The organism is Alkalibacterium sp. MB6, assembly GCF_009935905.1.
Classification (GTDB): domain Bacteria; phylum Bacillota; class Bacilli; order Lactobacillales; family Carnobacteriaceae_A; genus Alkalibacterium.
The window spans coordinates 20,930-47,153 of record NZ_PREX01000022.1 but is presented as its reverse complement, the minus strand read 5'-3'; the positions used below and the strand labels follow the sequence as shown (position 1 = coordinate 47,153).

The window sequence follows — 26,224 nt, the reverse complement described above, 5'->3', positions numbered from 1 at the left end:
CAAATCGATTTATCCACAACTGAATAAGTCAAAAAAATTCTGGAAAAAGTCATCCGCTGCGCCAGCATTTGACTTTTTTGAAAATTTTAAAGAAAACTAATTGTGATTTAATTAACAAACTGCAATCAACAGTGATTTCTAGTTTTATGCAACACTAGTGAAATAAAGAATAAAATCCCTTACGGTATCTATGATTTAAGCTGGGATTCCCAATAATACCTTGATTTCAGTACAGACCGAAAACCCGAAGAGAGTGCCTTCTTTTCGGGTTTTCTTATATAATCCTCGAATGGTTTCCATGCCTTTAATCGTGGTAGAGGCAGTGCGTAAACTTCGATAGAATTTATTGCGTCTCTTTACTGGACGATGGTCTTGTTCAATCAAATTATTCAGGTATTTAATGGTACGATGTTCTGTCCCTTGATAAAAGCCGTATTCTTTTAGTTTCTTAAAGGCACTTGTAATAGAGGGGGCTTTATCTGTGACTACAACCTTCGGTTCATCAAACTGCTTCACTAACCGCTTAAGAAAAGCATAGGCTGCTTGTGTGTCCCGTTTTTTACGTAACCAAATATCCAAGGTTAAACCATCTGCATCGATGGCTCGATACAAATAATGCCATTTTCCTTTAATTTTGATGTACGTTTCATCCATTTTCCATGAATAAAAGGATTTTTTATTTTTCTTTTTCCAAATTTGATAGAGTAGTTTGCCATATTCTTGCACCCAACGATAAATCGTCGTATGAGAAACGTTAATGCCACGATCATATAAGATTTCTTGAACTTCACGATAGCTAAGGTTATAACGAAGATAGTAGCCCACGGCTACAATAATCACATCCTGCTGAAATTGCTTTCCTTTAAAATGACTCATCGTCATTCCTCCTGCTATCTTTTTCTATTATTCTACCTTATCTGATAGTAGATTTAAAACTTTGCAACAGAACCGTTTTATGCAACACTAGTGAATCGGAATAATTTCTGATTCGCTTAACGTCAGGCCTTTTAAACTTGCATCCAAATCCATTGTAGTTCGTGTTTCAATACCTACCATTGAGGAAATGAGCATTCCTCCTTTTAGAATGACATGTGACCGATACTTTGATTGAGAAATTCGCTCCAAGAAACGTTCAAGCATATAATTTCTTAGGACCACCTCATGGGTTAACCCCTTCTCTGTTGCCAAATGCTTAACTTTAGCATTAAGCTGAACGGCATTTCTCATAATAAGACCTCCAGGTATTGTTTAATTTGATTTGTTACTTTGAACCTTTTTGCCAAGTCCATTAGTGTGTGAAGATCTTTATTTTTTCTATGACTGTAGGTTTTAAATGCATCAATAATTACACTTTTATCCATTCGACTTTGACTTCTCACGATGTCACATAATGTGCGTTCCATGGAATATACTTTTACTTTGTTGCCGAATATTGTTTCTATTTCTATTTCACCCAGCTGATACAACTCTTTTTTTACATAGTACACATCAAATCCAAGCTCTTTCAACTTTCGGGAATTATAGCCTCTAGAAACGGAGACACTATAGTTAAGAGGATCTCTGTCTGTCAAGTCGTGCAAGTACAAAGCTGTCTCGTGAGAGTAAATAATATTACGTCGTCGCTGATAAACATAAAGCATATCTATTTCCTGATGGCTTCCTACGTATATTCCATGATCGACCCGTTCAATTTTCCCTTGCTCCTCAAGTAAGTGAAGTCTCTCATTTGATATTCCATATTTGTTGGCCTCTTTAGCTTCAAAGTACTTGTTTTTTTCCAAGTAGTCTTGTATATCTGAGGTAGTCATAACCGTCTCTCCTAAACTTGATTTTTATACTGCAATTATAACTATTTGTAGTATGAAAATCAAATTCTAATAAGAGCTTCTCAGTCTGAGTTTAATTACAGCGACTTTATTATTTCGAGCTCACAAAAAAGACCACTAACTCTCTAGCGGTCTTTTCCTTATTTCTATTTAAAAGAAGGTCGACAAGAAGCCCATCAAAAATGGTGCTAAGATAACGATGATGATACCTGTGATGATAATGGATAGGCCCGACATGGCAGCTTGAACATCTCCCAGTTCAATCGCTTTAGCCGTTCCCATAGCGTGGGAACCCGAACCTAATGCCACACCTTGAGCGACTGGGTCGGTAATGTTAAAGAGGGCAAAAATCGGTGGTCCGACAATCGTACCCAAGACTCCGGTAAAGACAACGATGGCGACTGTTAAAGAGACAATGCCTCCCAATGATTCTGACACGCCTAAAGCAATGGCGGTCGTTACAGATTTTGGAAACAAGGTTGCGACTAATTCTGAATCGAAACGGAAAAGGATACTCATGATAACCAATATAATGGTATGGAAAACGACTCCTAAAGCAATACCTGACAAAATCGCTCCATAATATTTTTTCAAGTAGTCAAAGTTCTTTTCCAACTTGATAGCCAGAGCAACAGTAGCGGGCGTGATCCACATGTTGACGAATCGTCCGCCTTCATTGAAGTTCTCGTACGGAATGTTAAGTAGTAGCAAAAGCAAAATAATACATATAATTGAAAAAACTAATGGCGTAAACAAAGGGTTAGGCCACCGTTTATGAAGCATTGTCCCTAATAAATAAAAGAAAAAGATTAAAAATAAACCGAAAAATGGGTTGGTACTTAGGATATCTACCATATTAAACAGACTCCTTTACAGACGCCTGATTGTTTTTCTTATCGGACTTTCTTTTCAAATATTGCACAATGACAGCGACAAAAGCAATCATCAAGATGGTCGTTACTGCAATAGTCACTAATAGCTGCCACCAAATGTCACCCAATATGGAAAAGTTAGTCATCAAACCAACTCCTGCTGGTACAAAGAAAATAGCCATATTATCTGTCAGCCAATTGCCCACTTCATCCACTTGATTAAGTTTTAACCATTTAAAACGTAAGGCAGCAAACATCAAAACCATACCGATTACACTGCCTGGAACGGCAACTGGACTAATCAAAGATAAATAGTCCCCTAAAAATGAAAATAAAAAGATCCAAAATAATTGTTTTAGTTGTCTCATGTATTTTTCCTCCTAAGACGTCTTCCGACTTAGTTTAATCTATCTTGTCTTTTTTTGAAAGAGTGTGAGAACCCTTTTTCATTAATTGTGCATTATTTTACATATTTCCAAGCAAAAAGACCCGCACCAATTGATGGGGTCTGTATGTTATCTATTATCAATACAGTCTTTCGCAAAAGCTAACGCTTCATTTTTGACAAGGGTTCGCATGATACTAGCCGGTCGGTCTTCCAAACGGTACTTTTTCACAATCGGTTCTTTAGCGTGTATGGCAAAACCTATATAAATTAAACCTGTTCCTTTATGGCCGGACTCATCCCATTTGATATTCCCTATTACGCTTAAAGCTACATCCGTTTCAAAGCTTTCCCTACTACGCTCAGCTAATTCTTTAACTAAATCGGTACCGGTAGTTTGAGGAGCGACACCTAGTAAGCGCTGCTTACTGGTATCAGTTTTACATATAAGGCCACCGGGAAAAATGGATGAAACGCCTGGAATACTCGTCAAGGCATCCATAATGTGCCCACCCGTAAAGTCCTCAACGACACTAATGGACAAGCCTTTTTCTTTCAAAGTATCAACGAGTAGCCCTTCCATCGTCTGGTCTTCCCCGTAGCCGATGAAATAAGGTTTCAATACAGCAGTCATTTTATCAGCCAATTCTTGATTCAACTTTCTAGCCAAATCAACATCACTAGCATTGGCAGTCAACCGAACAATGACGTGTCTTGGTTTCGCATAAACGGCAACAGTTGGGTTAGTCTGGTTTTCGATATAGTCATCCAATACATCCGCAACCCTCGACTCCCCCACCCCTTGAAAGTTTAGGTATAAAGACTCAATCACTCCATCCGTTTGAATATGTTCTTGTATATAAGGGACGGTACTATTAGCCAACATGTGTTTCATCTCAAAAGGAGGCCCAGGAAGCATAAGGAAAAATTGCATACTGCCATCTTCACGTTGACGTTTGTAGGCTGTTCCACAAGCGAGACCTACTTCGTTAAAAAAGGTTGTCCCGTTTTTTAAGGTATACGCTTGTCGGTGCATATTAGCGGGCATGTCTTCACCTTTGTAGCTTGAGTAGCCTAGAATTTTTTCCAGCTGTTTCTCATCTTCAATGACCTCATCACCAACGAATGTAGCCACGACTTCTTTTGTAATATCATCTTTTGTAGGTCCCAATCCACCAGACATGATAATCAAGTCTGATCGATTAGCGGCAATCTCTATAGCTTCTTCCAGCCGTTTCGGGTTATCTCCAACGATTTGCCTGTAGTAGGTACCGATACCCATCCCTAAAAGTGCCTTGGCAATATCAGCCGAATTGGTATCCACTACATAACCCATCAACAATTCTGTTCCTATTGATATGATTTCTGTCTTCATCGTCTTTGCTCCTTCTACTTAACTAATCTAAAAATAGCAAACGTATTTCGTCTAAAATTCTAATCTTCTTTGAACTCAATCGTTTAATGTAATTCATGTCTTCTAACTCTTTTAATTTACGGCTGACTGTTTCCGGCGTAGTGCCAATGTAAGAAGCCAGGTTTTTCTGATTCATCGGCAGTTCGACTACATCGGTTTCTTTCCCTGGAGGGAGTAGGTCAACCAGATAAGACGCGAGTCTCTGCTCCGTTGATTCCGTTGAAAAACGCGTAGCCTGCTGCTCTGTCTCATCAATACGAGACGATAAAGCCTGCAAAACTTTCAACGAAATACTGGGGTAACTCATGAGTAAATCCTGTAAATCAGATCGTTTAATCTGGCAGACAGTTGTCTTAACCATCGCTTCTGCGTAATGCTCATGAACGGTTTCGTTAAATAAAGCCAACTCACCTGTGAATTCACCCGGCTTTAGCATACGAACAAGCTGTTCCTTACCTGATTCTGAGAGCCTATATATGCGCAGACTCCCTTTATTTACAATGGTCAACACATCCGACGTGTCTCCTGCTTTATAGACCAGTTCGCCTTTGTCAAAGGTTTCTGATTGAACGACTTTCATAATGTCATCCATTTGATTATCCGTTAAATGATTAAATATAGGAACAAGACGGACGCAACCTCTATGCGATAAACCACTTTGATGTGCCATTTTGAGTCTCCTTATCGTTGAACTGTTGAGTCTTTTTTCATATCATTATCATATCATATCTTGGGCGAGCCACTCTTGTTTTGCATCACTATCTAATAGATAATTAGTCTTTAGAAAGAATGTAGGAGGAACACATGGATTATTCACTTATTTTACTCGTAGCAGGTTGCGTCTTCCTCGGTGCATTAATGCGGTCGACATTCGGTTTTGGAGACGCAGTCGTCAGCATGCCTTTGTTGGCTTTATTGCCTATTCCTTTTTCCACAGCTGCTGCCTTAGTCGGATTGGTCGGCTTTACGGTTGCTCTATTTTTTGCCGTTTCCGGTTGGAAGGATAAAGATCCGGTTATCTTGAAAAAGCTAACAGGTGCGACCGTTGTGGGTATTCCATTTGGCTTACTTCTCGTCCGTTTTGCACGTGCCGAATGGGTTAGTCTTATATTGGGATTATTATTGATGGTCTACGCTATGTACTCGCTTTATGGTCCGAAAACTCATCACGAACAGCTCAAGCATCGGTTTAGAAACACCCGCTATGCCCTACCTTTTGGCTTCGTTTCAGGTATGCTTGGCAGTGCTTATAACATGAACGGCACTCCGATCGTTATTTACGCAACTATCAGAGACTGGGATCCGAAGTCATTTAAAGGAAATGTGCAATCTCACTTTATTTTATCCAGTAGCTTTATTTTAGTCAGTCACTTCTTAAGCGGTTTTTGGACTAAAGAGGTTGGCGTGTATTTCATTTTTTCAATACCGGGTGTGTTACTCGCTATTTATTTAGGCAATGTGATTTATGGCAAAATAAAAGTAGATAAATTTAAAACTATGATCTTCTATTTGATTTTTTTACTGGGAGTTATTTCTTTGTTTGATTTCTTTTAACCGTCCGTTAATACCAATCACATACTTATTACATCTTAAGGTTAACACACTTCAATACGATTAAGAATGGTTTAGCGAACGGAGCGATGTCTACTCTTTTAATCATAACAAAAAAGAACCTAATCATTTTGGAACGCCTAGCGGCCCGATAATGATAGGTTCTTTTGATTAGTATTGATTAATGTTCAAAAATTGTTGCAAGTTTTTGTCCGTTGGATTCGAGAGGATCTCATCAGGTGTACCGTCTGCAGCGATTCGTCCTTCGTTCATAAAAATCACTCGAGAAGCCACGTCTCTCGCAAAGGAAATCTCGTGTGTAACTAATAGCATCGTCGTATGATCCGTTTCAACTAACTTTTTAATCGTCTGAAGCACTTCGGAAACGAGCATTGGGTCCAGTGCAGAGGTCGGTTCATCAAACAAGAGAACTTTCGGATCGACTGCAAGCGCTCGGGCAATCCCCACACGTTGCTGCTGACCTCCAGATAATCGAGACGGATAGGCGTCTTTTTTATCTAATAAGCCTACTCTTTCCAATTGCTCTAAAGCAATCTCTCGCGCTTCTTTTTTGTTGACGTTTCTCACAGTCACTAGAGATTCCATAACGTTTTCCAGAGCTGTCATGTTTTTGAACAAGTTATAGTTTTGAAACACCATAGAGGACTGCATGCGCAACTGCTGAACTTGTTTTTTAGTGTAAGATGCCGCATCAACGGTGACATCGCCAACAGTAATCTTTCCTGTCGTCGGTTCATTAAGGTGATTCAATGTACGTAAAAATGTTGATTTTCCGGTACCTGAAGGGCCAATAATCGCGACGATTTCATTGTCTTTTATGGTTAAATTAATGTCTTCCAGAACTTTCTGATCACCAAAGTTTTTAGACAAATTTTCTATTTCAATCACATTTTTTGTCATGTTCTTCTCCTCTCTTCATAATAACGACTCGCTAGATGGGGTTTTATTAATAAGCTTCAGAGGATTTTTTGGCAACGTATCGTTGAATGACACTCAATACACCAATGATGACCAAGTAGACAATGATAACAGCGCCGTAAATTTCAAAGTAGCTAAAGGTTCGCGAACCCTGTACTCTTGCCGCTCCCATCACATCAACCACACCTAATACAAAGGAGAGGGAAGTCATTTTCGTAATACTGATCACATTATTGAACAAACTTGGTACGGCAATTCGTGTCGCTTGAGGAATAATGACTCGTTTCATCAACTGGCCATCTGTCATCCCCAAAGAATAGGCCGCATCCTTTTGCCCTTCGTCCACTGAAAGCAAGGCCCCACGAATACTTTCAGCCATAAATCCACCAGCCGTTAAACTGATGACAATCGCAACAGCATTAAGTGGATTCATGTTTCTGACAAACTCGCTATACATCGCTACACCATAGTAAAAGAAATACAGCAAAGCAATCAGCGGGGCACTTCTAATGACAAATAAATAGAGTTTTGTCAGTGGATTCAGAATTCTTATTTCATAGTAATTAATTACTGCTAAAATGAGGCCTAGAATCAGCCCAAAAAAGGTCGACACCAAGGTTAAATAAAAGGTAAACCGAGATGCGTAAAAGAGGGTTGGAAGTACTTCCAGCATGTAATTAAAATCAAATCCCAAGTGCACTCATCCTCTCGTTAATCTACAAGATCTGAATCAACGTCTTCTAGATTTTGTGTCATGTCGCTGTATAACCATTCTTCAGTAATCGCACCGATTGTGCCGTCGTTAATCATTTCTTCAATCACAACGTCTAATTCGTCTCTTAATTGAGCATGTTCTTCTGTATCTGGTAAAAAGTAAACAACAGGAGTCGCTGTTAAGTTTTCATCAATAATTCTAAAGCCAGCATCTCTTGTTTCATTGTATACATTTAATAGTGAACGGGGTCCAGCGACAGCATCCAAGCGATCAATTTGTAATTGTTGGAATGTATCTGCAGTCGTTTCGAAGCGAATCACTTCAAAGCCCATTTCTTCAGCTAATTCAGTTAATGGGATATCGGCTGCTTGACCAGCTTGTACACCCACTGTTTTCCCTTCAAGATCGGCTAACGTGTAAATCTCTTCGTTATCAGTTGATACGGCAATGGTGTTGGAATCTGCATAAAGAGGAATCGTGTGAATGTAATTTTCAGCTCTTTCTTCTGTTAAGGCATAGTTATTTGCTGCTACATCACTACGACCGGTATCCAACTGTCCAAAGGTTGCACTTGAACCAATTCGTTGAACCTCAATTTCCCAGCCTGTTCGTTCACTGATTTCAGCCCAGATATCTGCATCTGATCCTGTCCAGTTCCCTTCTTCGTCTACCATGCTGTATGGAGGTCCCGTGCCAACGGTTGCAATTCTTACCGTTTGAGAGTCTTCGCCTGTTGCAGCATCTCCATTTTCGCCTTCGTCGTTAGACGCACATGCGGCTAAAACAATCATGATCACTGCTAATAAGCCAGTCGTTCGAAGGAATTTCATCCATTTATTAGTCATTTATCTTCACCTTTCCATTCTAAAATCTTTTTTATTATAATTATTATACCTACCTTATTTTACCCTTTCTTGCTATTCTACTCCTTTCATTGGTCCATACAATACAAAAAGCCCTTGAACGTAGCTTATGCTATCATCTAAGGGCAAAGGAAATCTTCGCGGTTCCACCTTGATTTGTGCAAAATAGTTTTTATTGCACACTCAATCTGACATGTCAGTAGTTAACTACCAATCATATCAGCTTGCTGTAACGGGCAGACCCGGTATCACCTGAATTTAAGAGTCTCAGTGATACGATTCCAAGATGCACTTCCAAACACCTGACATATCCGTTCCCACTATACCGGACTCTCTTTACTGTCAACAGCGCTTGTACTTTTCTTTTCACCATCGTTTAATTTGCAATTGTACTACAGAACTATATCAGAAAATCTGTCCACTGTCAAAAAGTAAGTGATTATTTTTTTAAAAAAGCCCGTTTATCTTCTATTTAGATAGAAAACAAGCGGGCTTTTTCAGCTTTTATTTAGGCTTATAGTTGAAATCAGGAATATTGGTCCACCGTTTTTTCAACTCATGAGCAATCATTTTGGGCTCTCGGCTTCTCGTAAAGATTCCTTTTTTATTCCCTTTCACTCTGTTAATTCCAATTTTTGTTTCAAAGTCTGCAAAATTCCACACTTGCTCTCCAATCACATGTTGGAACTCGTCAAACACTTTATGGTACATGTCATAATAATTGACCTGGAATTCTTCAGTAAACGGGATATCATCAAAGGCGTGGAAGCCTGCTATTGTGTCTGCTCCATATTCTGTAAAGAGAATCGGTTTGCCCGGATACGCTTCTTCCCAAGCAGCAAGCTCGTCACGCAGAGCTTTTTCACTTGCTTTGAAATCACCTGTGTCAACGTACCAACCATAGTAGCGGTTAAGAGAAACGACATCAATCAAATCCGTTATCAAATCTGTATCTGGAGTGGCATACATAATTAAGACAATCGTTGTCGGGCGGTTTTGCGGGTCCAACTCTTTTGTTAACTTTACAAGCGGTTCAAAGTACTCCCTCGCCCCTTCTTGATAAGTGGCCGCTTCATTTGCAATAGACCACATCACAACGCAAGCATGGTTTTTATCTCGGGCGATTAGCTCGCGAAAGACTTGCTCGTGAGCTTCTTTTGTTTCCATTTCTTCCCACGTATTGACTTGCTCTGCCCCACCAGATAACATGGCTGAAAAACCAGATAATAGTCCAACTGCCGGTGTTTCATCAATGACGACAATGCCCATTCGGTCAGCCAAACGCATCATTTCTTCTGAATAAGGGTAATGTGACGTCCGGAATGAGTTCGCTCCAATCCATTTGAACAGATTCAAGTCCATAACGTTCAAACTTTCATTGAGCCCACGTCCATTGTAGTAAGCATCCTCGTGTTTACCGAAACCTTTGAAATAAAATGGTTGACCGTTAATATAAAACTGACCATCTTTTACCTCAACCGTGCGGATGCCAAAGGGTTCTTCATACACATCTATCAACTCACCATTGGTACTCACTTCTACTCGTGCCGTATAAAGGTAAGCATTCATTGGTTTCCAAAGATTCACTTGTTCAATAGTGATTGATGTTGAATTCGACTCTGCAGTAGCCACTTATTGACCATCTTCGTCTATAATAATCGTTCTAACGTGGTCATAGTCACCTTTAACAGTTACATCTAAGTGAACCGTCGCATCATCTCCTGATACTTCTGGTACCACTGTGATATCTTCAATGTAGGTTTTTGGAGTAGAGTAGATCTTGACCGGACGATGCAAGCCCCCGTAATTGAAAAAGTCAAAGTTTTCGTCAACCTTGTGAGTGACTTGACCATTTTCATCGGTCTCCTTACTGTAGTTACCAACAGGTAAAGAGGTGTAATCCAGGAGCGTACTCACTTCTACCAGTAGACGGTTTTTTCCTGGCTTGATGCTATCATTAATCTCCACTTCAAAAGGAGTGAAGCCACCTTTGTGCTCGGTTATTTTCTCTCCATTAAGGTAAACCACTGCCCGGTGCGTCACAGAACCAAACCTTAAAACGAGTCTATCCTTTAACAGGCTTGTTGGGACAACGAATTCCCGTTCATACCAGACTGATCCGTCGCGATTTCTGACGCGTGAAGCAATTGCTTGATCATTAAAGGAACCAGGAACGGCAATGACCTCTTCCGTCTGAATCGATTTTGATGTGTCAATCAATTCCGACCCATCATCCAGTAAGAATGTCCATATCCCATTTAAATCAATCGTATGACGTGTCTCTGTAGCGATAGGATACAACATATAATTTCTCTCCTTTTTGTGGTGTTTAAAAGCTGATTCTGCCGTTATTTCAAATGCAAACGCCTCTTCTCATTATAATGGATTTCATTTTTTAAATCTGATTTGACCCTTTTCAGCTGTTACCTAATAAAAATGTCATGTGTCTCCCTGTATCTTCTATGGTATGATAGAACAGATAAAAATACTTTTAGAAATGGAAGGAGCCGCAATGTCTGTGATAGTTTTAGCAGGGATGATTGGAGCTGGAAAAAGTACGTACACCACTCTAATATCAAAAGAATTAAATAGTACCGCCTTTTATGAGCATGTAAAAGATAATGCTCTTTTAGAAAAATTTTATGAGGACCCACAACGTTGGGCATTTTCTCTTCAAATCTTCTTCTTAAATACGCGTTTTAGAAGCATCAAGCAAGCTTTAGTACATAGACACAATGTGCTGGACCGCTCTATTTATGAAGATGCGCTTTTCACTCGTATTAACTATGAACAAGGAAATATGAGTTCTGTCGAGATGGATTTGTATACTGATTTGTTGGATAACATGATGGAAGAAATAGAGGGTATGCCGAAAAAAGGTCCAGATTTATTAATTTATTTAAGAGGATCATTGGATACTCACTTAGAACGCATTAAAAAACGTGGCCGCCCTTATGAGCAGATTGAAGACAACCCAGGCTTACTGGACTATTATACGAAGTTGCACAGCCGCTATGATGACTGGTTTGCTTCTTATGATAAGAGCGATACTTTAATTATCGATATTGACAAGGTTAACTTGGAAAACCCAGAAGATCGTTTATTCGTTTTGTCAGAAATTAAACAGGCGTTGTCAAAAACTGTAGACGCTGGTCTGTAAGAGTCATGAGTTAAATACACGAGCTGCCCTACACAATCGTTTAATTTTGTAGGATAGCTCGTGTTTTTAGTCATCTGAGAACCGTTGAGAGACTATTTAGCGGATTGTGACCACTTAGTTTACGATTCTCGTTTTAACTTGTTACTAAACCCATTTCGGTACCACTTAATTTTCGTTTCTCGTTTTAACTTGTTACTAAACCGTCAACTTAGTACGCTTAAAGGAGGATTCACCATGTCACCCATTTATTACACCTTACTCCACTATGATGAGTGGACTATGTATCTGGCTGCTACTTCGAAAGGGCTTTGTTTCGTTGGCTCCTCCCCTGCTTCCTTTGAAGAAATGGCGGAATGGGCTGCCAAACACATGCCACAAGCCGACCTTCTTTTGGATGATGAAAAAATGGCGCCTTACCTTACAGCTTTCATCGATTACTTGTCTGGAAAATCCCGAGAGTTAAATCTCCCTTCAGATATCAAAGGCACTCCTTTTCAGCTGGAGGTTTGGCAAGCTTTGCGTATGATTCCTTATGGTGAGACAGTGACTTACGGAGAGTTGGCTAGTCGGTTGGGGCGTTCGCCTATGGCCGCTCGATCTGTTGGAACCGCCATTGGAAAGAATCCTTTGCTGATTATCTTCCCGTGTCACCGAGTCATTCCAAAGTCAGGTGCCCCTCGTGGCTTTAGAGGCGGTTTAGAGATGAAAAGACGCCTGCTCGAATTAGAACAGACGTCTTTATGATTTAACTTTCCTTAAATTCAAACCCATCATCTTGTGGGTTATAAGCCAGTTTTCGTTTCGTATCAGATAAGTCGAGAAACTTGAAATGATTATCTGACAAGCCATGCACAATTAAGAATGGCTCATCTAAGTCGGCTTTCAAACAACGATCAATCAAATGTCCCATGTCGCGCTCGCTCAAATAAGAGTCTCGCTGATCCATCGTCAATTCCTCACCCTTTTCAACTAGCATTTCCAACGAGCGGTAACCGCCTATGCGAATGGCAATGACTTCCAGGCTTTCTTGGTAGGCAAAATAACTCCCAAGGGCTTCTCCAAAAACTTTAGTCACACCGTAAAAATCTGGTGGGCGAACGACGCTGTCCGTCTTAACTTGAACATCCTCTTCATAACCTTTGACTGCATGGATGCTGCTGGCGTAAATTAATCGCCGGCAGCCTTTTTCACTTGCAGCTGACATGATAGTAAATGTGCCGTCCATATTGATGGTTTTAACTTCTTCATAACTAGCGAGCGGAGAGGGGTTCCCCGCCAAGTGAACCACCATGTCTACACCCGAACAACAGTTCAAACATTCTTCTTTATTCAGAATATCCAATGTTTGAACCGTTATGCTGTCACTCTGCCAATCAGATAATGAAGATACCTCTTTTTCTGTCAATACCAAGTCATAATCATCTTTGAGATAAGCAATTAATCGTGAGCCGATTCGTCCGGCTGCACCTGTTATCAATACTTTGTCTCTCATCCTAAGTCTCCTTAGTTACTTATTTTGAACCCTAACTTAAATTAATTTACCGGTACGCTTCATTACGTCAATGATTCTAATAAAAGCGAGTTTGAAACATAAGAATCGCATAGACTCACCATGTTCAGAAGTGAAGTAAGCGGAGAAGACTTCGTGGCTCACGTCTTTCATTCGTTGATTCATGTCGTTTAAAATTTCTTCTTTTGATTTATCTTCATTCGTATTGCCTTGTCTCCACTCAAAGTAAGAAACAGTGACTCCGCCAGCATTTGCCAAAACGTCTGGGATAATGACTTTCCCTTGAGACTCTAAGTAGTCATCGGCATCGCGATCGATAGGACCATTGGCACCTTCTACCAAAATAGTGGCTTTAATGTCTGCTTGATTGTCTTTGGTAATTTGATTCTCAATCGCTCCTAATAGTAACACGTCGCAGTCGACGGTTAGAACAGCTTTTGGATCCTCTACGGTTGCCTCTATCCCTAACTCTTTTAGTTCACTTTCGTTTGGTAAACGGTCATGTTTTTGTTTAAAAGGGACTAACACTTCTGGATCCAAACCGTTTTCTGAATACAGAGTTGAACGACTGTCAGAAATAGCCACAATCTTATGTGGCACCTCGCAGTTGTAGGCTGCTAGAGCTGACGCTTGGCTTAAATTTCCGAATCCTTGTATAGCTAATTTAACCGGTTCATCTTTTTTACCAATCGCTTTAACCGATTCTTTGACCGATTGATGCGCCTCATTCACTTCAATTTTATCATTGGTTAAGATATCAAGTAAGTAAAGGTAACTGGTAAACGTGCCTATACCCGTTGATTCTGAACGGCCTTTAGCTCCTCCGTTCGCAATACTTTTACCGGTAAATGTGTTGATAAAGGGTTCATTTGGATGAAGGGCTTTGTATTCATTGGTCATCCAGTCCATCACTTCTTCACCAGAACCGACATCCGGAGCGGGAATATCTAAATAAGGACCGATATCGTTTTTCAACAGTCTAACGTACGCTTGACTCACGTCTCTGAGTTCACGTTTGGAGTGTTTTCTGACGTCAATGTGTACGCCACCTTTTCCGCCACCATATGGTAAATGGTGAAGGGCATTTTTTAACGTCATCAGCATTGACAAAGTTGTGACTTCAGCCTGGTTCACACCGGTACTAAAGCGAATGCCACCTTTATAATAGCCGCATGCGTTATTGTGTTGCACTCGAAAAGCCGGGTAAGTGCCTACCGTGCCATCATCTTTAATAATACGCAAGTCCCCTGAGATAACTTTGTCGACTCCTTTAAGCATATCTCCTCCAACTTGAATCAGTTGATTGCGGTTTTCACCCCACCCATTCAACGCATCCGTGTCGGTTTCAACTAAATGATCCACTACCGATTGAATCAGGCGTGTTGTTGTATTCTCTGTCATCTAAACCCCTCCATCTGTGTATTGTCTTATCCTTTATTATGAGAGTTCTCTCAAATACTCTTCACTATTGTATCATATAAAAAGGCAACGATGCGACTCCACACTTAGTGGAATTGAAAAAAACCAATGCCTTTGGGCTTATAAAAGGGTGATTCTGGCGATGGCCAGAATCTACATCTGCAAGATCTTAATCGAGTTGCATAGAGAAGCCTTCTATTCGCAACTCAGACACCGGCTACTCTCTCGAGTTGCTTAGAAAACCGTTCTCTAGGCAACTCAACGCTGAATTATTCCTCGACTTGCTTAGAGAAGGCTTCTCTACGGAGTTCACGTCGGCTATCGATTTTTACCGAAGTTCGTTTAGGAAATCGAGTCAAAAAATCCCCAACGGAATAGTGTAACATTTTCCGTTGGGGATTCCTTGACACGTTTGCTTACAGAAGCGTGCCTTGAATATTTAGTTTTTTCTTCAGGTACCATCTCAAACCAAAGGCTGCTATACCGATAATTAACGTATAGAGTCCTGGTATGAATATATTGAGTGACGCTGGGAACAGTGCTGTACCGAAGGACATCACGATAATCCAAGCAATCATCGTCAAAGTCGTCGCTAACACATATTTCAAAAAGCCACCTTTGACACCTGGTTGAGGTGCATACTTCGTAATCACCATAATGGCTAATCCACTTAATAAGAAGTTTAGAATCAAGGTAATTAAGCCTAATCCAGCAGTTTCATTACCAAATAGGTACGACACACCCGTAATCAAGGCGAACATTCCGCCTAGTAAGAGGGAGCCGTCCAAGTAAATTTTCCATGGTTCAGACTGAACAACTTGTTCTTCTTGCCCGATTCCCTTGCCTTTTCCTTCCAACAAATAAATGGCTTGGTCGGTGGTTGTGCCGTATATTTTGCGAGCCGTTAAATGATTCGCTTGTTGTTCAACGATTGTTTTCAACATGTCGTTGTAGATGGCCGTTTTTCGTTCTTCAGTCATGCCACCCTCGTCAAGCTGACGGTTCAACTTGACCATATACTCTTTATTTTTGCTGGTCAGTTGATCAAACAATCTCTCGTTTTCCTCGCGTTTGTGCTCAATGGTTTGAGTGATATCCTGTTCAACTGGTTCGTTCTTTTTTCGCATAACTCAATATCCTCTCTTTACACGTTGAAACGGAATAAGATAACATCGCCGTCTTGAACGATATACTCTTTTCCTTCTGCTCTTAATTTACCTGCTTCTCGAGCAGCTTTTTCGCTTCCAAGTGCGTCGTAATCTGCATATGAAATGGTTTCTGCACGAATGAATCCTCGTTCAAAGTCAGTATGAATGACCCCTGCTGTTTGAGGAGCTTTCATTCCTTTTTTGAATGTCCATGCACGCACTTCTTTTTCTCCAGCTGTAAAGAAGGTAGCAAGTCCAAGCAAATCATAAGACGAACGGATTAATTTATCCATTCCTGGTTCAGCTATGCCTAAGTCTTCTAAGAATTCTGCTTTTTCTTCATCATCCAGTTCAGCTATCTCTTCTTCAATAGCAGCTGAAATAGCAACGACTTCAGCACCTTCTTCTGCAGCAATTTGCTTAACAGTCTGCAAATGTTGGTTGCTTTCAGGATCAGCGACGTCGTCTTCTGCAACATTTGCCACATATAAAACGGGTTTACTAGTCAATAGAAATAGTGACTTTAAAATAGGTAACTCGTCGTCTGAAAATTCCAGTACACGAACAGGTTTACCCTCTTCTAAAACTGGCTTAATTTTCTCTAGAACACTCAGCATAGCGACTGCTTCTTGGTCTTTTGATTTCGCTTGTTTGCGCACGCGTTCAATACGTTTGTCTACAGACTCCAAGTCAGCTAGTGCCAACTCCATATTGATCGTTTCAATATCTTCTGCAGGATTCACCTGGCCTGAGACATGGGTCACATTGTCATCTTCAAAACAACGAACGACGTGACAAATCGCATCCACTTCGCGAATGTTGGCCAAGAATTTATTCCCAAGGCCTTCCCCTTTGCTGGCACCTTTCACAATACCGGCAATGTCAGTGAATTCAAAGGTCGTTGGAACGACACGCTGGGGATTGACTAATTCTTTTAGTCGGTCTAAACGTTTATCCGGCACTTCAACAACGCCGACGTTCGGATCGATTGTGGCAAATGGGTAGTTTGCTGCTTCTACTCCAGCTTTTGTTATTGCATTAAATAAAGTTGATTTTCCTACGTTGGGCAAGCCAACGATTCCTGCGGTTAAAGCCATTTAATTAATCCCTTTCTCTTTCGCCATCCTTTTTGATCCCAAGGATGGTCTAATCCGTGTCCCTATCTCTGTCTGAGTTTACTCAGCAGATTGGATTACTTTTTTCATTTTACGTTCGAATTCTCTTCGGGGCATCATGACCAAATGGTTGCATCCTGTACATTTGAGTCGTATATCTGCGCCCATACGAATAATTTCCCAACTGTTGGTTCCGCATGGATGAGGTTTTTTCATCTCTATCACATCATGCAAATCATAGGTTTTATTCATTTGGCTCTCTCCCTAAACTCTATTTCATTTAATTTAAGTCGACATCCAATTCTTCCAAAATGCGGTTCAAATCATCTGGAGACACATACTCGATTTCGATTTTGCCCTTTTCACCTTTTTCACGAATCACAACGCTTGTGCCGAATTTATCAGTCAACAATTCTTCGGATTTGCGAATATAAAGTGATTTTTTAGGTGTTGGGTCAACTGGCTGGTCTTTTTTAGGTTGTGCATTTGCTTCTGCTACCAAATGTTCCAGCTGTCTCACCGTTAACTTTTCCTTAACAGCTCGTCTAGCTAACTTAGCAATTTTAGCCTTATCTTTCAATCCTAACAAGGTACGGGCCTGACCATTTGATAAGCGGCCTTCTTGTACCATCATTTTAACCTCTTCAGGCAATGCCAATAAGCGCAAATGGTTGGCAATATAAGAACGGCTCTTGCCTAACTTTTCAGCAACCATCTCTTGTGTCATCTCTAACTTATCCATCATCATGTTGTAAGCTTCTGCTTCTTCAAGTGACGTCAAGTCTTCACGTTGCAAGTTTTCTAAAATGGCGACTTGCATCATGATTTCTTCGTTCAATTCTCTAACGATAGCTGGAATCGTTTCTTTTTCAGCTAACTTCGATGCTCTAAACCGTCTCTCTCCAGCTACAATCTCGTACCCTTTAACGGAGGACTTGCGAACGATAATTGGTTGCAGCACACCTGATTCTTTGATAGACGATGCCAGTTCCTCTAAAGCTTCTTCATTAAAATAACGTCTCGGCTGGTATGGGTTCGGGCGAATCTCGTCCAATGCAAGCTGTTCAACTTGCTCATCATTTTCATTGACTTCTTTTTCAAAATCAGGCACATCAAATAATGCATCAATGCCTCGGCCTAAGCCTTTTTTCTTATTTGCCATTACCCATCACTTCCTTTGCTAACTCCTGGTACACTTCTGCACCTTTGGATCTCAAATCATAATCGATAATTGACAGCCCGTAACTTGGTGCTTCAGATAAGCGGACATTTCTAGGAATAATAGTGCCGTATACTTTTTCTCGGAAGTATTTTTTCACTTCATTGACGACTTCAAAACCTAAGTTTGTTCGCGCATCAAGCATCGTTAATAAAACGCCTTCGACACGTAAGTCCTTATTGAAATGCTTTTGTACTAGTCGAATGGTGTTTAACAACTGACTCAGCCCTTCCAATGCATAATACTCACATTGAACAGGAATTAAGACAGAATGACTGGCCGTGAAGGCATTAATCGTTAAATGCCCAAGGGACGGCGGGCAGTCAATTAAAATAAAATCATACTGGTCTTCAACTGATTCAACCGCTCGTTTTAAGCGCGTTTCTCTCGCCATTAAGCTGGTCAGTTCCACTTCGGCACCAGCCAATTGAATGGTCGCAGGGGCGATATATAAATTTTCACGACTTGATGATTGGATCACGTCTTCCAAAGGAACCTCGTTGATTAAAACATCATAAATGTCTCTATCCACTTCTCCTTTTCGCACGCCCAACCCGCTGGTCGCATTTCCCTGGGCATCCATGTCAATCAAAAGCACACGTTTGCCTACATAAGCCAGTGATGCGCCAAGATTGACGGTCGTCGTGGTTTTACCCACTCCGCCTTTTTGATTTGCGACGGCTATAATTCGTGCCATACTCATCCTCCAAACTTTTCTTTATCTTATTTCTCTTTAAACCAATGGCCTCTTGTTAGGCGTCCCTGGTTTTCTCGGGTACTTATTCGGTGTTTCTTTTTTCTTATCAATTAAAATAATATGGCGTTCGCCGGCTCCTTCAGGCAGTTCAAAGGAAATATCCTCTCTCACTTTACCACCTAGTATGCCGATCGCTCGCTTGCCTTCTTGTAACTCTTCTTGACCTTGAGCTGCTTTCATAGCGATAAAGGTCCCATCTTTCTTAACAAGAGGGAGACACAATTCAGCCAACACACTCATTCGAGCAACCGCTCGAGCTGTCACAAAATCAAATGATGCTCTAAATTGTTTGTTTTGCCCAAATGTTTCTGCTCGGTCATGATACAGGTTCACGCCGGTTAAGCCCAACTCATTAACGACTGTCTCTAAAAAGCCAATTCGTTTGTTCAACGAATCGACTATGGTAATCGTTAAGTTAGGGTAAATAATTTTTAGGGGGATACTGGGGAAACCAGCACCTGAGCCTACGTCGCATAGGCTGTGGACCCCTTGTTTAAAATCTACATAAAGTCCGGCTGTCAGCGAGTCATAAAAATGTTTTAAATAAACTTCTTCTTTTTCAGTAATAGCAGTTAAATTAATCTTTTCATTCCATTCTTGCAACAGCTCCAAGTAGCGCTCAAACTGCTTCATCTTGTCGTCTGTTATGGGAATGTCTCTTTTTAATAGTTCACGTTGAAATTTTTCTGGAGTCATTCGACAAAACCCTTTCTATAACGAGTCGTGAAACAATCATTTGTTTCACAGAATCCCTCTCTTCACTTTATACTAAAAAGCCTATAAATACAATGACAATCTTGTTAACTTTCCATAATTTAAAGAGACAAATACAAACAAAAAAGACGCTGCGAACAAGTCAGTTTCTTCTGACTCATCGCTTGCGTCTTATTTTGGTATCCTCTTATCTTTCTTGTGTTTCGCCGGCCGCTTTCAGTGCTCTTCCTGCAATCATCGGTCCAAAGATTTCAAAGAAGACTGCGCCTGCCAAAACGACTCCGGTAATGGTACCTGAAACATTCGGTAAACTTCGTTCGGCGATAGTAGCTAACCCGATAGCAATACCTGCTTGAGGAAAGAGCCCCCATCCAAGGTACGGTCTAACCGGTTTACTAATGGTTGTAAATTGTGAAAAGACTAGTGTCCCAACGTATTTTCCAATTGCTCGTGCTAAAATATAGCCCAGTCCAGCAAGACCCACTCGACCAACAATCGCAATATCGATATGAGCACCTGCAAGTGTCAGGAAAATCACAAATATTGGTAATTCAATACGTGACAATACGGATGCCATTAATGCTTTTTTATAGGTTAAGTTAGTTATTGCAATACCTGATACAATATTTGTCAGTACTGGCGACAAGCCAAACATGGTCGATACGCCGGTATTGAGTAAGATGGCAGCCAACATAATGACTAACAATTTATCGTTGGCGGTGTCTTTGCGAATGAAAAACGAAACAAATAAGCCAGTCAGTGCACCTAAAAGAACACCAAGGAAAATATCCAATAAAACGGTCCCCACTAACATGAGGCCAGATGCCCCTTGATCACCCAAGGACTGGACAAATGATACCATCATACCAAGTACGATAATAGCCAATAAATTGTCAAAGGCAACCAGTCCCAAAAGGTTTTGTGTCATTTCACCTTTTGCTCGAGTATCTTTCACGACTTCGACTACTCCAGCTGGTGATACCGTTAAAGCGAGTGTCCCGAGAATGAGAGCATATTGGAGTTCCGTACCCATCCACCATGTGAATAACGTTCCTAATATCACTGTCAGAACTGCATTTCCGACAGATATAGTAATTAAGTTTTTCCCGAATTTCTTAAACATTGTGTAGTGTAATTCTGTTCCGACTGAAATGGCAAGCATGCCTAAGGCCAACTCATTGATGAATCCCAGATTAGTATAGACTTCACCTGTGATTAAATTGAGGGCACTCGGTCCTAATAGAAGGCCAATTAATATATAACCTGATACTGTCGGCAATCCTACTTTGCTTGCTAATTTACCTCCCGCCATTCCAGCAAGCATCAATATAGCAACATAAAGCGTGTACGACATGTTAAAAACCTTCTTCTAATATAGTTTCGTCATCGATTCCTTTGGTAAAGTTTACGGGTAGGCTAAAGAAAATAGCCGTATCCGGTTCTGTAATGTCTCCTAATACACTTTCCACTGCATGGAGAACATCTTCCCGCTCTGATTCATTCTCCACAACGGTAAAAATCGTTTTACTGTTTGCTTTACGCTCATCTTTAAGCTCAGCAAACATGGAGAACATGGGGAAGCGATTTGAAATAATGTGTCCCATCCCGCTACTGTCCAGAACCGTGGCGCCCGTGACTTTATATTCCACAAAGGCCGTCAGCAATTCGTCAAGCACATCCGTCTTATTTAAGACGATAATGACCAATTCCATTTCCATTCCTTCTTTCTTTATAATCAATCCTTTTCTAGTGTATCATACATTTTTAAAAAAAGCGGGTGGTTTTCATAAAAAGTCTACTCCAATAGGCTTATTTACGATTCGGAGAGTAATTTTCATGAAAAAAGGATGACCAATCCCTCATGGGCTGATCATCCTTTTTTTATTATATCCATGTGGTGACTGCTATGAAAAGTAACCCACCGATTGTTGCACCGACGAAGGGACCAATGATAGGAATCCAAGCATAATCCCATTGGGAGCTACCCTTATTAGCAATAGGCAACAGTTGATGGGCGATTCGTGGACCCAAGTCTCTAGCTGGATTAATAGCATAACCCGTCGTTCCGCCTAGCGATAACCCGATGGTGAGAATCAATAAGCCGACTACAACGGGATTTAATCCTTCCGTAAAATCACCTTGAGTAAAAGCTAATAAAGCATAAACCAAGACACCTGTGGCTAAGATTTCACTGATGACATTCCAAAGGGGTGCTTTTATAGCTGGTGTCGTTGAAAACACACTCAATATTGCATCTGAATCTTTCGTTTCTTTGAAATGTGGGAAATAATGCAGCCATACTAGTAACGAGCCCAGCATTGCTCCCACTATTTGAACCGTAATATAAGGTAGCACCATGCGCCATTCTATTTGGTTAGCAACAGCCATACCTAATGTAACGGCTGGATTTAAATGAGCAGGTGACAGCCAACCGATAGAGTAAATGGCCATCGTCACGGCTAAACCCCAACCTATGGTAATGTGTAACCATCCTGAATCATATGCTTTTGAGTCCTTTAATGAGTTACTAGCTCCGACTCCACTTCCTATGTAAATTAAAATAGCCGTTCCAAAAAATTCCCCTACTAATTGTTGCGCTACTGTTGTTTCCATACATACACCTCTTTTTGGTAGTTTTAAGACGTTCTAAATCAGTGTAGCAACTTTAAACGTGCTTTTCTACTTAATTTTGACTGACTTTTGACTTTTTTATCATTTATTTAGAAGAAAAAGTAAAAAAGGCATGCAAATGATGAAAACTTGCGTATAATGGGAGTAATGGACTTAGAGGGCTGGTACTCAGCACCTCTTTTTTGTGAGTCTTTTGATAAATAATAAGAACAGTCTATAGAATTGAGGAATATAATATATGATTACAGTAACAGATTTAGGTCTGCGTTTTTCAGACAAAAAATTATTTGAAGAAGTAAACATGAAATTTACCAACGACAATTGCTACGGTGTTATCGGTGCGAACGGTGCCGGAAAATCTACCTTTTTAAAGATTTTATCTGGAGAAATCTCTCCAACATCCGGTGACGTATCCATTCCATCAAACAAGCGTATGGCTGTTTTAAAACAGAACCATTACGATTATGAAGATCAATTGGTTATCGATACCGTTATTATGGGCCACAAACGCCTGTTTGAAATCATGCAGGAAAAAGATGCGATTTATTCTAAAGCTGACTTTTCCGATGCTGACGGCATTAAGGCTGCTGAATTAGAAGGCGAATTCGCTGAGTTAGACGGTTGGGAAGCTGAGCCTGAAGCAGCGACTTTATTAGAAGGTTTGGGTATTCCTGACCAGTTGCATCACCAAAAAATGAGCGAATTAACTGGTGGCGAGCACGTTAAAGTCTTGTTAGCACAAGCTTTGTTTGGTAAACCAGACGTCTTACTACTAGACGAGCCTACAAACGGCTTGGACGTTCATTCAATCGCTTGGTTAGAAGAATTTTTAATTAACTTTGAAAACACCGTTATCGTTGTCTCCCATGACAGACACTTTTTAAATAAAGTGTGTACGCACATGGTCGACGTTGACTTTGGTAAAATCAGACTGTTTGTAGGAAACTACGACTTCTGGTTAGAGTCCAGCCAATTGGCTTCAAGACTTCAATCAAACCAAAACGCTAAAAAAGAAGAGAAAATTAAAGAATTAGAAGCCTTTATTGCTCGCTTTAGTGCGAATGCGTCTAAATCAAAACAAGCGACATCTCGTAAGAAAATGTTGGATAAAATTACATTAGATGATATTCAGCCCTCTTCACGCCGTTACCCGTTCGTTGGTTTCCAACCCGAACGTGAAATCGGAAATGACTTGCTTCGTTTAGAAAATGTTTCTAAATCAATCGACGGCAAACAAGTGTTAGGTAACATTACGTTTACTTTATCAAGAGAAGATAAAGTTGCTTTCACCAGCTTGAGTGACGTTGCTTTAACGACTTTATTCAAAATTATTATGGGTGAAATGGAACCAGATACAGGTACTGTTCAGTGGGGTGTTACCACATCACGTTCTTACTTGCCAAAAGATACGTCTGATGAATTTGAAAACAATTCTCAAACGATTCTAGACTGGTTAAGACAATACGCTTCTAAAGAAGAGAATGACAACACGTTCTTGAGAAGTTTCTTAGGACGTATGCTGTTTTCCGGAGAAGATGTATTAAAAGAAGTGTCTGTTTTATCTGGTGGAGAAAAAGTGCGTTGTATGTTATCTAAAATGATGCTAAGCAAAGCGAACGTTTTAGTTATGGACGACCCAACGAACCACTTAGACTTGGAGTCCATCCAATCGTTGAATAACGGTATGATTGAATTCAAAGGCTCTGTATTGTTTAGTTCACATGACCGTGAGTTTATCCAAACAGTTGCGAACCGTATCATCGAAATTACACCTAACGGGGTTGTTGATCGTGCTGAAACCACTTATGAGGATTTCTTAAACAACAAAACAGCTCAAGATCAAATTAAAGCACTCTACGAAAAAGCTTAATAACAACGTAATGTATACCAACTTTCATAAAAACAGGCTTGTCTCATTTTCAAAATGAAACAAGCCTGTTTTTTATTTAGTTCTCGACTTTTTTCCAGACTAATTTGCGTTCAGGGTGCTTCACATTAGATAATTGCATTGTGTCCCCTTCTAATTTCACTGTACGCGTTTGATCAACACCGATATAAGACGTGATTAAACTGACTTCTACATGGGTTGTTAGCGTTACAGCATCTTCATTTAAGGTAAACGGTCCGGTATAGGCGTGGTAGCCCAATTCAGCCATTTCTTTTTCTGCTTCCGTATTAAAGTCCACTTCTCCAACCCTTTTACGGCTTTTTTCCCTATCCGCTACCATTATATGAACGGATAGCCTGTTTCCAGGATGAATATAGATGAATCCTGTAGCATCTTCTCCCATAGGATAAATCATGTTCCCCTTTTTGTCTTCTGATTGAAAAGAGACCAATTCCCAAGTCGTTCCAGATAAATTTTCTGCTAGTGACATGTCTAAACCTCCTTTCAGTAGTTCTATTATAACTGTTGTTCAATGATGCGGCGCTTACGCTCCAAGAAAGACGGTAAATAAAGCGGCACCTCGTCAAAAGCGAGTCCATCGTAAGATTCTTTAATCAACTCTGTTTCTTCTGTTGCCGTTTCAATTAACAATTTATTCGGTTCTCTGAAATAGAAGGAATAAAAGAATTCTCTATTTTTGATACCGGAATTGATGAAGTTTCGCTCGGCAATCTGTTCTTCCAGTCTCTCTAAATCTGCTTTTGATTTCACCGAAAAAGCAATATGATGCACGCTTCCGACTCCCTCCTTTGCAACAGGGTTCTCTTTGTCTTCTATAATATGAATCTCCTGATTAAACAAGGTATTTGGCTTTGACAGAATGATTGTCGGTAGTCCGCTTTGCTCGATCTCTTTTATCATCGATAATCCGTATAGTTCCTCTAATATGTTTGCTGTGGCTTGAGGGTAGCGAACCCTTAAATGAACAGAATCGATGCCTAAAATCATATGCTCTGAAGAAATGTCGTCTGTTTCTCTTCCAAAATATTCCCCAGAATCCTTTTTAACCGGTACAAGTCCAAGCTGAACCCCATCATAGTCTTCGAACCGTAAAATAGATGAGTCATTGTAGTCTTCAATTTCACAGTTAAATAGTCCATACTCATTCAGACGCTCTTCCCAAAAAAATAAGGACTCATTACTTGGTACAGCGAAAATCGTTCTCTCCACATCATCCGTCCCAAAGACCTTTCTGTCTCCATCTGCCATAGCGAAGACTGTAAACTCTGTCCCTGGCCGTCCTTTTGTATCGCTGAAAAACAAATGATACATACTTAAATCATCTTGATTGACCGTTTTCATTAGTAAATCCAATCCAAGTACCTTATTATAGAAGGTGAAGGCTTTCTGTACATTATCGTTTATAACGGAAATGTGGTGAATGAGTGGACTGTGATTCATGTCAGTTGGCACATCCTTTTAAAAATTTTAGGAGTGATACGTATATGGATTATCTTACCATACCTGGCTCATCGAAAGAGACTTTTGCTCTTTTTCACGGAACAGGAGGAAATGAATACAGTCTGCTGTCCATCACTGGAGAAGTGAATCCCCGTGCATCCATTGTCAGCTTTTTAGGCAATGAAGGAAGTGGACAAGAAAGACGATACTTTAAACCACTCATTAACGGCATGCTCAACAGAGATGACTTTGATGAGAAAACAGATGCCTTTTTAGATTTGTGGGATACCCTACCTTATTCTGATAAACCAGTTACTCTCATGGGCTATTCCAACGGAGCTAATTTTATTCTAGGCCTGCTTGAAAAACGGCCTAACATAGCCGAAGCAGTTATCCTTATGCATCCTTCAAATTTAAACTATACCTTTGCCTCTGGTTCAGACACCCACATCTTAATCACTGCTGGTTCAACGGACACCCTGTCCACTCCGAGCGACGTATTAAAGTTGGCCAATCAACTTAAAGAACATTACTCTTCCACTGCATTTAAATTGCTAGATGGCGGTCATGAAGTAACCGATTCAGAAGTTGATTTGATTAAAGGGTTTAATCAACTGTTTTCTCAGTGATACTTATA

Annotated in this window: 28 protein-coding genes, 1 pseudogene and 1 other annotated feature; of the genes and pseudogenes, 5 read left to right on the top strand and 24 right to left on the bottom strand. The window is 40.3% G+C overall.

Annotation, left to right across the window (positions count from 1 at the left end; genetic code table 11):
• Positions 1-195: 195 nt before the first annotated feature.
• From C3945_RS09090 to C3945_RS09060, 7 genes are all read right to left on the bottom strand, one after another.
• Complete coding sequence (locus C3945_RS09090; protein WP_161879382.1) at positions 196-876, bottom strand: IS6-like element IS1216 family transposase; 681 nt, start codon at positions 874-876, stop codon at positions 196-198.
• 87 nt (positions 877-963) lie between these two features.
• The gene (locus tag C3945_RS09085; protein WP_161879381.1) at positions 964-1,227 is read right to left on the bottom strand and encodes a nucleotidyl transferase AbiEii/AbiGii toxin family protein; all 264 of its coding nucleotides are present in this window, start codon (positions 1,225-1,227) and stop codon (positions 964-966) included.
• Complete coding sequence (locus C3945_RS09080) at positions 1,224-1,808, bottom strand: type IV toxin-antitoxin system AbiEi family antitoxin domain-containing protein (RefSeq protein WP_161879380.1); 585 nt, start codon at positions 1,806-1,808, stop codon at positions 1,224-1,226. The genes C3945_RS09085 and C3945_RS09080 overlap by 4 nt, the downstream gene beginning before the upstream one ends.
• A gap of 168 nt (positions 1,809-1,976) precedes the next feature.
• Positions 1,977-2,681, bottom strand: a complete 705-nt coding sequence (locus C3945_RS09075) for an LrgB family protein (protein WP_161879379.1) — start codon at positions 2,679-2,681, stop codon at positions 1,977-1,979.
• A gap of 1 nt (position 2,682) precedes the next feature.
• Positions 2,683-3,066: a CidA/LrgA family protein gene (locus C3945_RS09070; RefSeq protein ID WP_161879378.1), complete on the bottom strand. Its 384-nt coding sequence runs from the start codon at positions 3,064-3,066 to the stop codon at positions 2,683-2,685.
• Between the two features lie 147 nt (positions 3,067-3,213).
• A complete protein-coding gene (locus tag C3945_RS09065) occupies positions 3,214-4,458 on the bottom strand; it encodes a CinA family nicotinamide mononucleotide deamidase-related protein (RefSeq protein WP_161879377.1) in 1,245 nt (414 codons plus the stop codon).
• 22 nt (positions 4,459-4,480) lie between these two features.
• Positions 4,481-5,167, bottom strand: a complete 687-nt coding sequence (locus tag C3945_RS09060) for a Crp/Fnr family transcriptional regulator (protein ID WP_161879376.1) — start codon at positions 5,165-5,167, stop codon at positions 4,481-4,483.
• A 134-nt stretch (positions 5,168-5,301) separates the two neighbouring features.
• Between C3945_RS09060 and C3945_RS09055 the strand changes: the two genes are divergently transcribed.
• Positions 5,302-6,051: a sulfite exporter TauE/SafE family protein gene (locus C3945_RS09055; protein ID WP_161879375.1), complete on the top strand. Its 750-nt coding sequence runs from the start codon at positions 5,302-5,304 to the stop codon at positions 6,049-6,051.
• A gap of 168 nt (positions 6,052-6,219) precedes the next feature.
• On the opposite strand, the gene C3945_RS09050 is transcribed toward C3945_RS09055, so the two are convergent.
• The 4 genes and pseudogenes from C3945_RS09050 to uidA form a co-directional block, all read right to left on the bottom strand.
• The gene (locus C3945_RS09050) at positions 6,220-6,957 is read right to left on the bottom strand and encodes an amino acid ABC transporter ATP-binding protein (protein WP_161879384.1); all 738 of its coding nucleotides are present in this window, start codon (positions 6,955-6,957) and stop codon (positions 6,220-6,222) included.
• A gap of 58 nt (positions 6,958-7,015) precedes the next feature.
• The gene (locus tag C3945_RS09045; protein WP_237585531.1) at positions 7,016-7,687 is read right to left on the bottom strand and encodes an amino acid ABC transporter permease; all 672 of its coding nucleotides are present in this window, start codon (positions 7,685-7,687) and stop codon (positions 7,016-7,018) included.
• Positions 7,688-7,698: 11 nt separating this feature from the next.
• Positions 7,699-8,547 (bottom strand): substrate-binding periplasmic protein, encoded by an 849-nt coding sequence (locus tag C3945_RS09040; RefSeq protein WP_161879373.1) that lies wholly within the window; start codon positions 8,545-8,547, stop codon positions 7,699-7,701.
• Positions 8,548-8,683: 136 nt separating this feature from the next.
• Positions 8,684-8,944 (bottom strand) — a binding site (T-box leader).
• A gap of 125 nt (positions 8,945-9,069) precedes the next feature.
• Positions 9,070-10,869, bottom strand: a pseudogene (gene uidA, locus C3945_RS09035) (beta-glucuronidase).
• Between the two features lie 193 nt (positions 10,870-11,062).
• On the opposite strand from uidA, the gene C3945_RS09030 reads away from it, so the two are divergent.
• Positions 11,063-11,725: a deoxynucleoside kinase gene (locus C3945_RS09030; protein WP_202623334.1), complete on the top strand. Its 663-nt coding sequence runs from the start codon at positions 11,063-11,065 to the stop codon at positions 11,723-11,725.
• A gap of 234 nt (positions 11,726-11,959) precedes the next feature.
• The gene (locus C3945_RS09025; RefSeq protein ID WP_161879371.1) at positions 11,960-12,469 is read left to right on the top strand and encodes a methylated-DNA--[protein]-cysteine S-methyltransferase; all 510 of its coding nucleotides are present in this window, start codon (positions 11,960-11,962) and stop codon (positions 12,467-12,469) included.
• A gap of 1 nt (position 12,470) precedes the next feature.
• On the opposite strand, the gene C3945_RS09020 is transcribed toward C3945_RS09025, so the two are convergent.
• From C3945_RS09020 to C3945_RS08970, 11 genes are all read right to left on the bottom strand, one after another.
• A complete protein-coding gene (locus C3945_RS09020) occupies positions 12,471-13,217 on the bottom strand; it encodes an NAD-dependent epimerase/dehydratase family protein (protein WP_161879370.1) in 747 nt (248 codons plus the stop codon).
• Positions 13,218-13,253: 36 nt separating this feature from the next.
• Positions 13,254-14,636 (bottom strand): Glu/Leu/Phe/Val family dehydrogenase, encoded by a 1,383-nt coding sequence (locus tag C3945_RS09015; RefSeq protein ID WP_161879369.1) that lies wholly within the window; start codon positions 14,634-14,636, stop codon positions 13,254-13,256.
• 434 nt (positions 14,637-15,070) lie between these two features.
• Complete coding sequence (locus tag C3945_RS09010; RefSeq protein WP_161879368.1) at positions 15,071-15,781, bottom strand: DUF1129 domain-containing protein; 711 nt, start codon at positions 15,779-15,781, stop codon at positions 15,071-15,073.
• A gap of 17 nt (positions 15,782-15,798) precedes the next feature.
• Entirely contained in the window at positions 15,799-16,899 is a 1,101-nt protein-coding gene (ychF, locus tag C3945_RS09005) for a redox-regulated ATPase YchF (RefSeq protein ID WP_161879367.1), read from the bottom strand.
• A gap of 78 nt (positions 16,900-16,977) precedes the next feature.
• Positions 16,978-17,169 (bottom strand): DUF951 domain-containing protein, encoded by a 192-nt coding sequence (locus C3945_RS09000; protein ID WP_161879366.1) that lies wholly within the window; start codon positions 17,167-17,169, stop codon positions 16,978-16,980.
• A gap of 28 nt (positions 17,170-17,197) precedes the next feature.
• On the bottom strand, positions 17,198-18,079 hold the full coding sequence (locus tag C3945_RS08995; protein WP_161879365.1) for a ParB/RepB/Spo0J family partition protein: 882 nt from the start codon (positions 18,077-18,079) through the stop codon (positions 17,198-17,200).
• On the bottom strand, positions 18,069-18,833 hold the full coding sequence (locus tag C3945_RS08990; protein WP_161879364.1) for a ParA family protein: 765 nt from the start codon (positions 18,831-18,833) through the stop codon (positions 18,069-18,071). The genes C3945_RS08995 and C3945_RS08990 overlap by 11 nt, the downstream gene beginning before the upstream one ends.
• Positions 18,834-18,869: 36 nt before the next feature.
• Positions 18,870-19,589 carry a 16S rRNA (guanine(527)-N(7))-methyltransferase RsmG gene (rsmG, locus tag C3945_RS08985; RefSeq protein WP_161879363.1) on the bottom strand — a complete coding sequence of 240 codons (720 nt, stop codon included), beginning with the start codon at positions 19,587-19,589 and terminating at the stop codon, positions 18,870-18,872.
• A gap of 205 nt (positions 19,590-19,794) precedes the next feature.
• A complete protein-coding gene (locus C3945_RS08980) occupies positions 19,795-20,961 on the bottom strand; it encodes a cation:proton antiporter (protein ID WP_161879362.1) in 1,167 nt (388 codons plus the stop codon).
• Between the two features lies 1 nt (position 20,962).
• Entirely contained in the window at positions 20,963-21,319 is a 357-nt protein-coding gene (locus C3945_RS08975; RefSeq protein WP_161879361.1) for a hypothetical protein, read from the bottom strand.
• 172 nt (positions 21,320-21,491) lie between these two features.
• Positions 21,492-22,220 carry an MIP/aquaporin family protein gene (locus C3945_RS08970; RefSeq protein ID WP_161879360.1) on the bottom strand — a complete coding sequence of 243 codons (729 nt, stop codon included), beginning with the start codon at positions 22,218-22,220 and terminating at the stop codon, positions 21,492-21,494.
• A 256-nt stretch (positions 22,221-22,476) separates the two neighbouring features.
• On the opposite strand from C3945_RS08970, the gene C3945_RS08965 reads away from it, so the two are divergent.
• Complete coding sequence (locus C3945_RS08965) at positions 22,477-24,108, top strand: ABC-F family ATP-binding cassette domain-containing protein (protein ID WP_161879359.1); 1,632 nt, start codon at positions 22,477-22,479, stop codon at positions 24,106-24,108.
• 76 nt (positions 24,109-24,184) lie between these two features.
• On the opposite strand, the gene C3945_RS08960 is transcribed toward C3945_RS08965, so the two are convergent.
• Both C3945_RS08960 and C3945_RS08955 read right to left on the bottom strand, forming a co-directional pair.
• The gene (locus tag C3945_RS08960) at positions 24,185-24,616 is read right to left on the bottom strand and encodes a lipocalin-like domain-containing protein (protein WP_161879358.1); all 432 of its coding nucleotides are present in this window, start codon (positions 24,614-24,616) and stop codon (positions 24,185-24,187) included.
• A 26-nt stretch (positions 24,617-24,642) separates the two neighbouring features.
• Positions 24,643-25,587, bottom strand: coding sequence for a VOC family protein (locus C3945_RS08955; protein ID WP_161879357.1), 945 nt, complete (start codon positions 25,585-25,587; stop codon positions 24,643-24,645).
• Between the two features lie 44 nt (positions 25,588-25,631).
• Between C3945_RS08955 and C3945_RS08950 the strand changes: the two genes are divergently transcribed.
• Complete coding sequence (locus C3945_RS08950) at positions 25,632-26,216, top strand: alpha/beta hydrolase (RefSeq protein ID WP_161879356.1); 585 nt, start codon at positions 25,632-25,634, stop codon at positions 26,214-26,216.
• Positions 26,217-26,224: the final 8 nt, after the last annotated feature.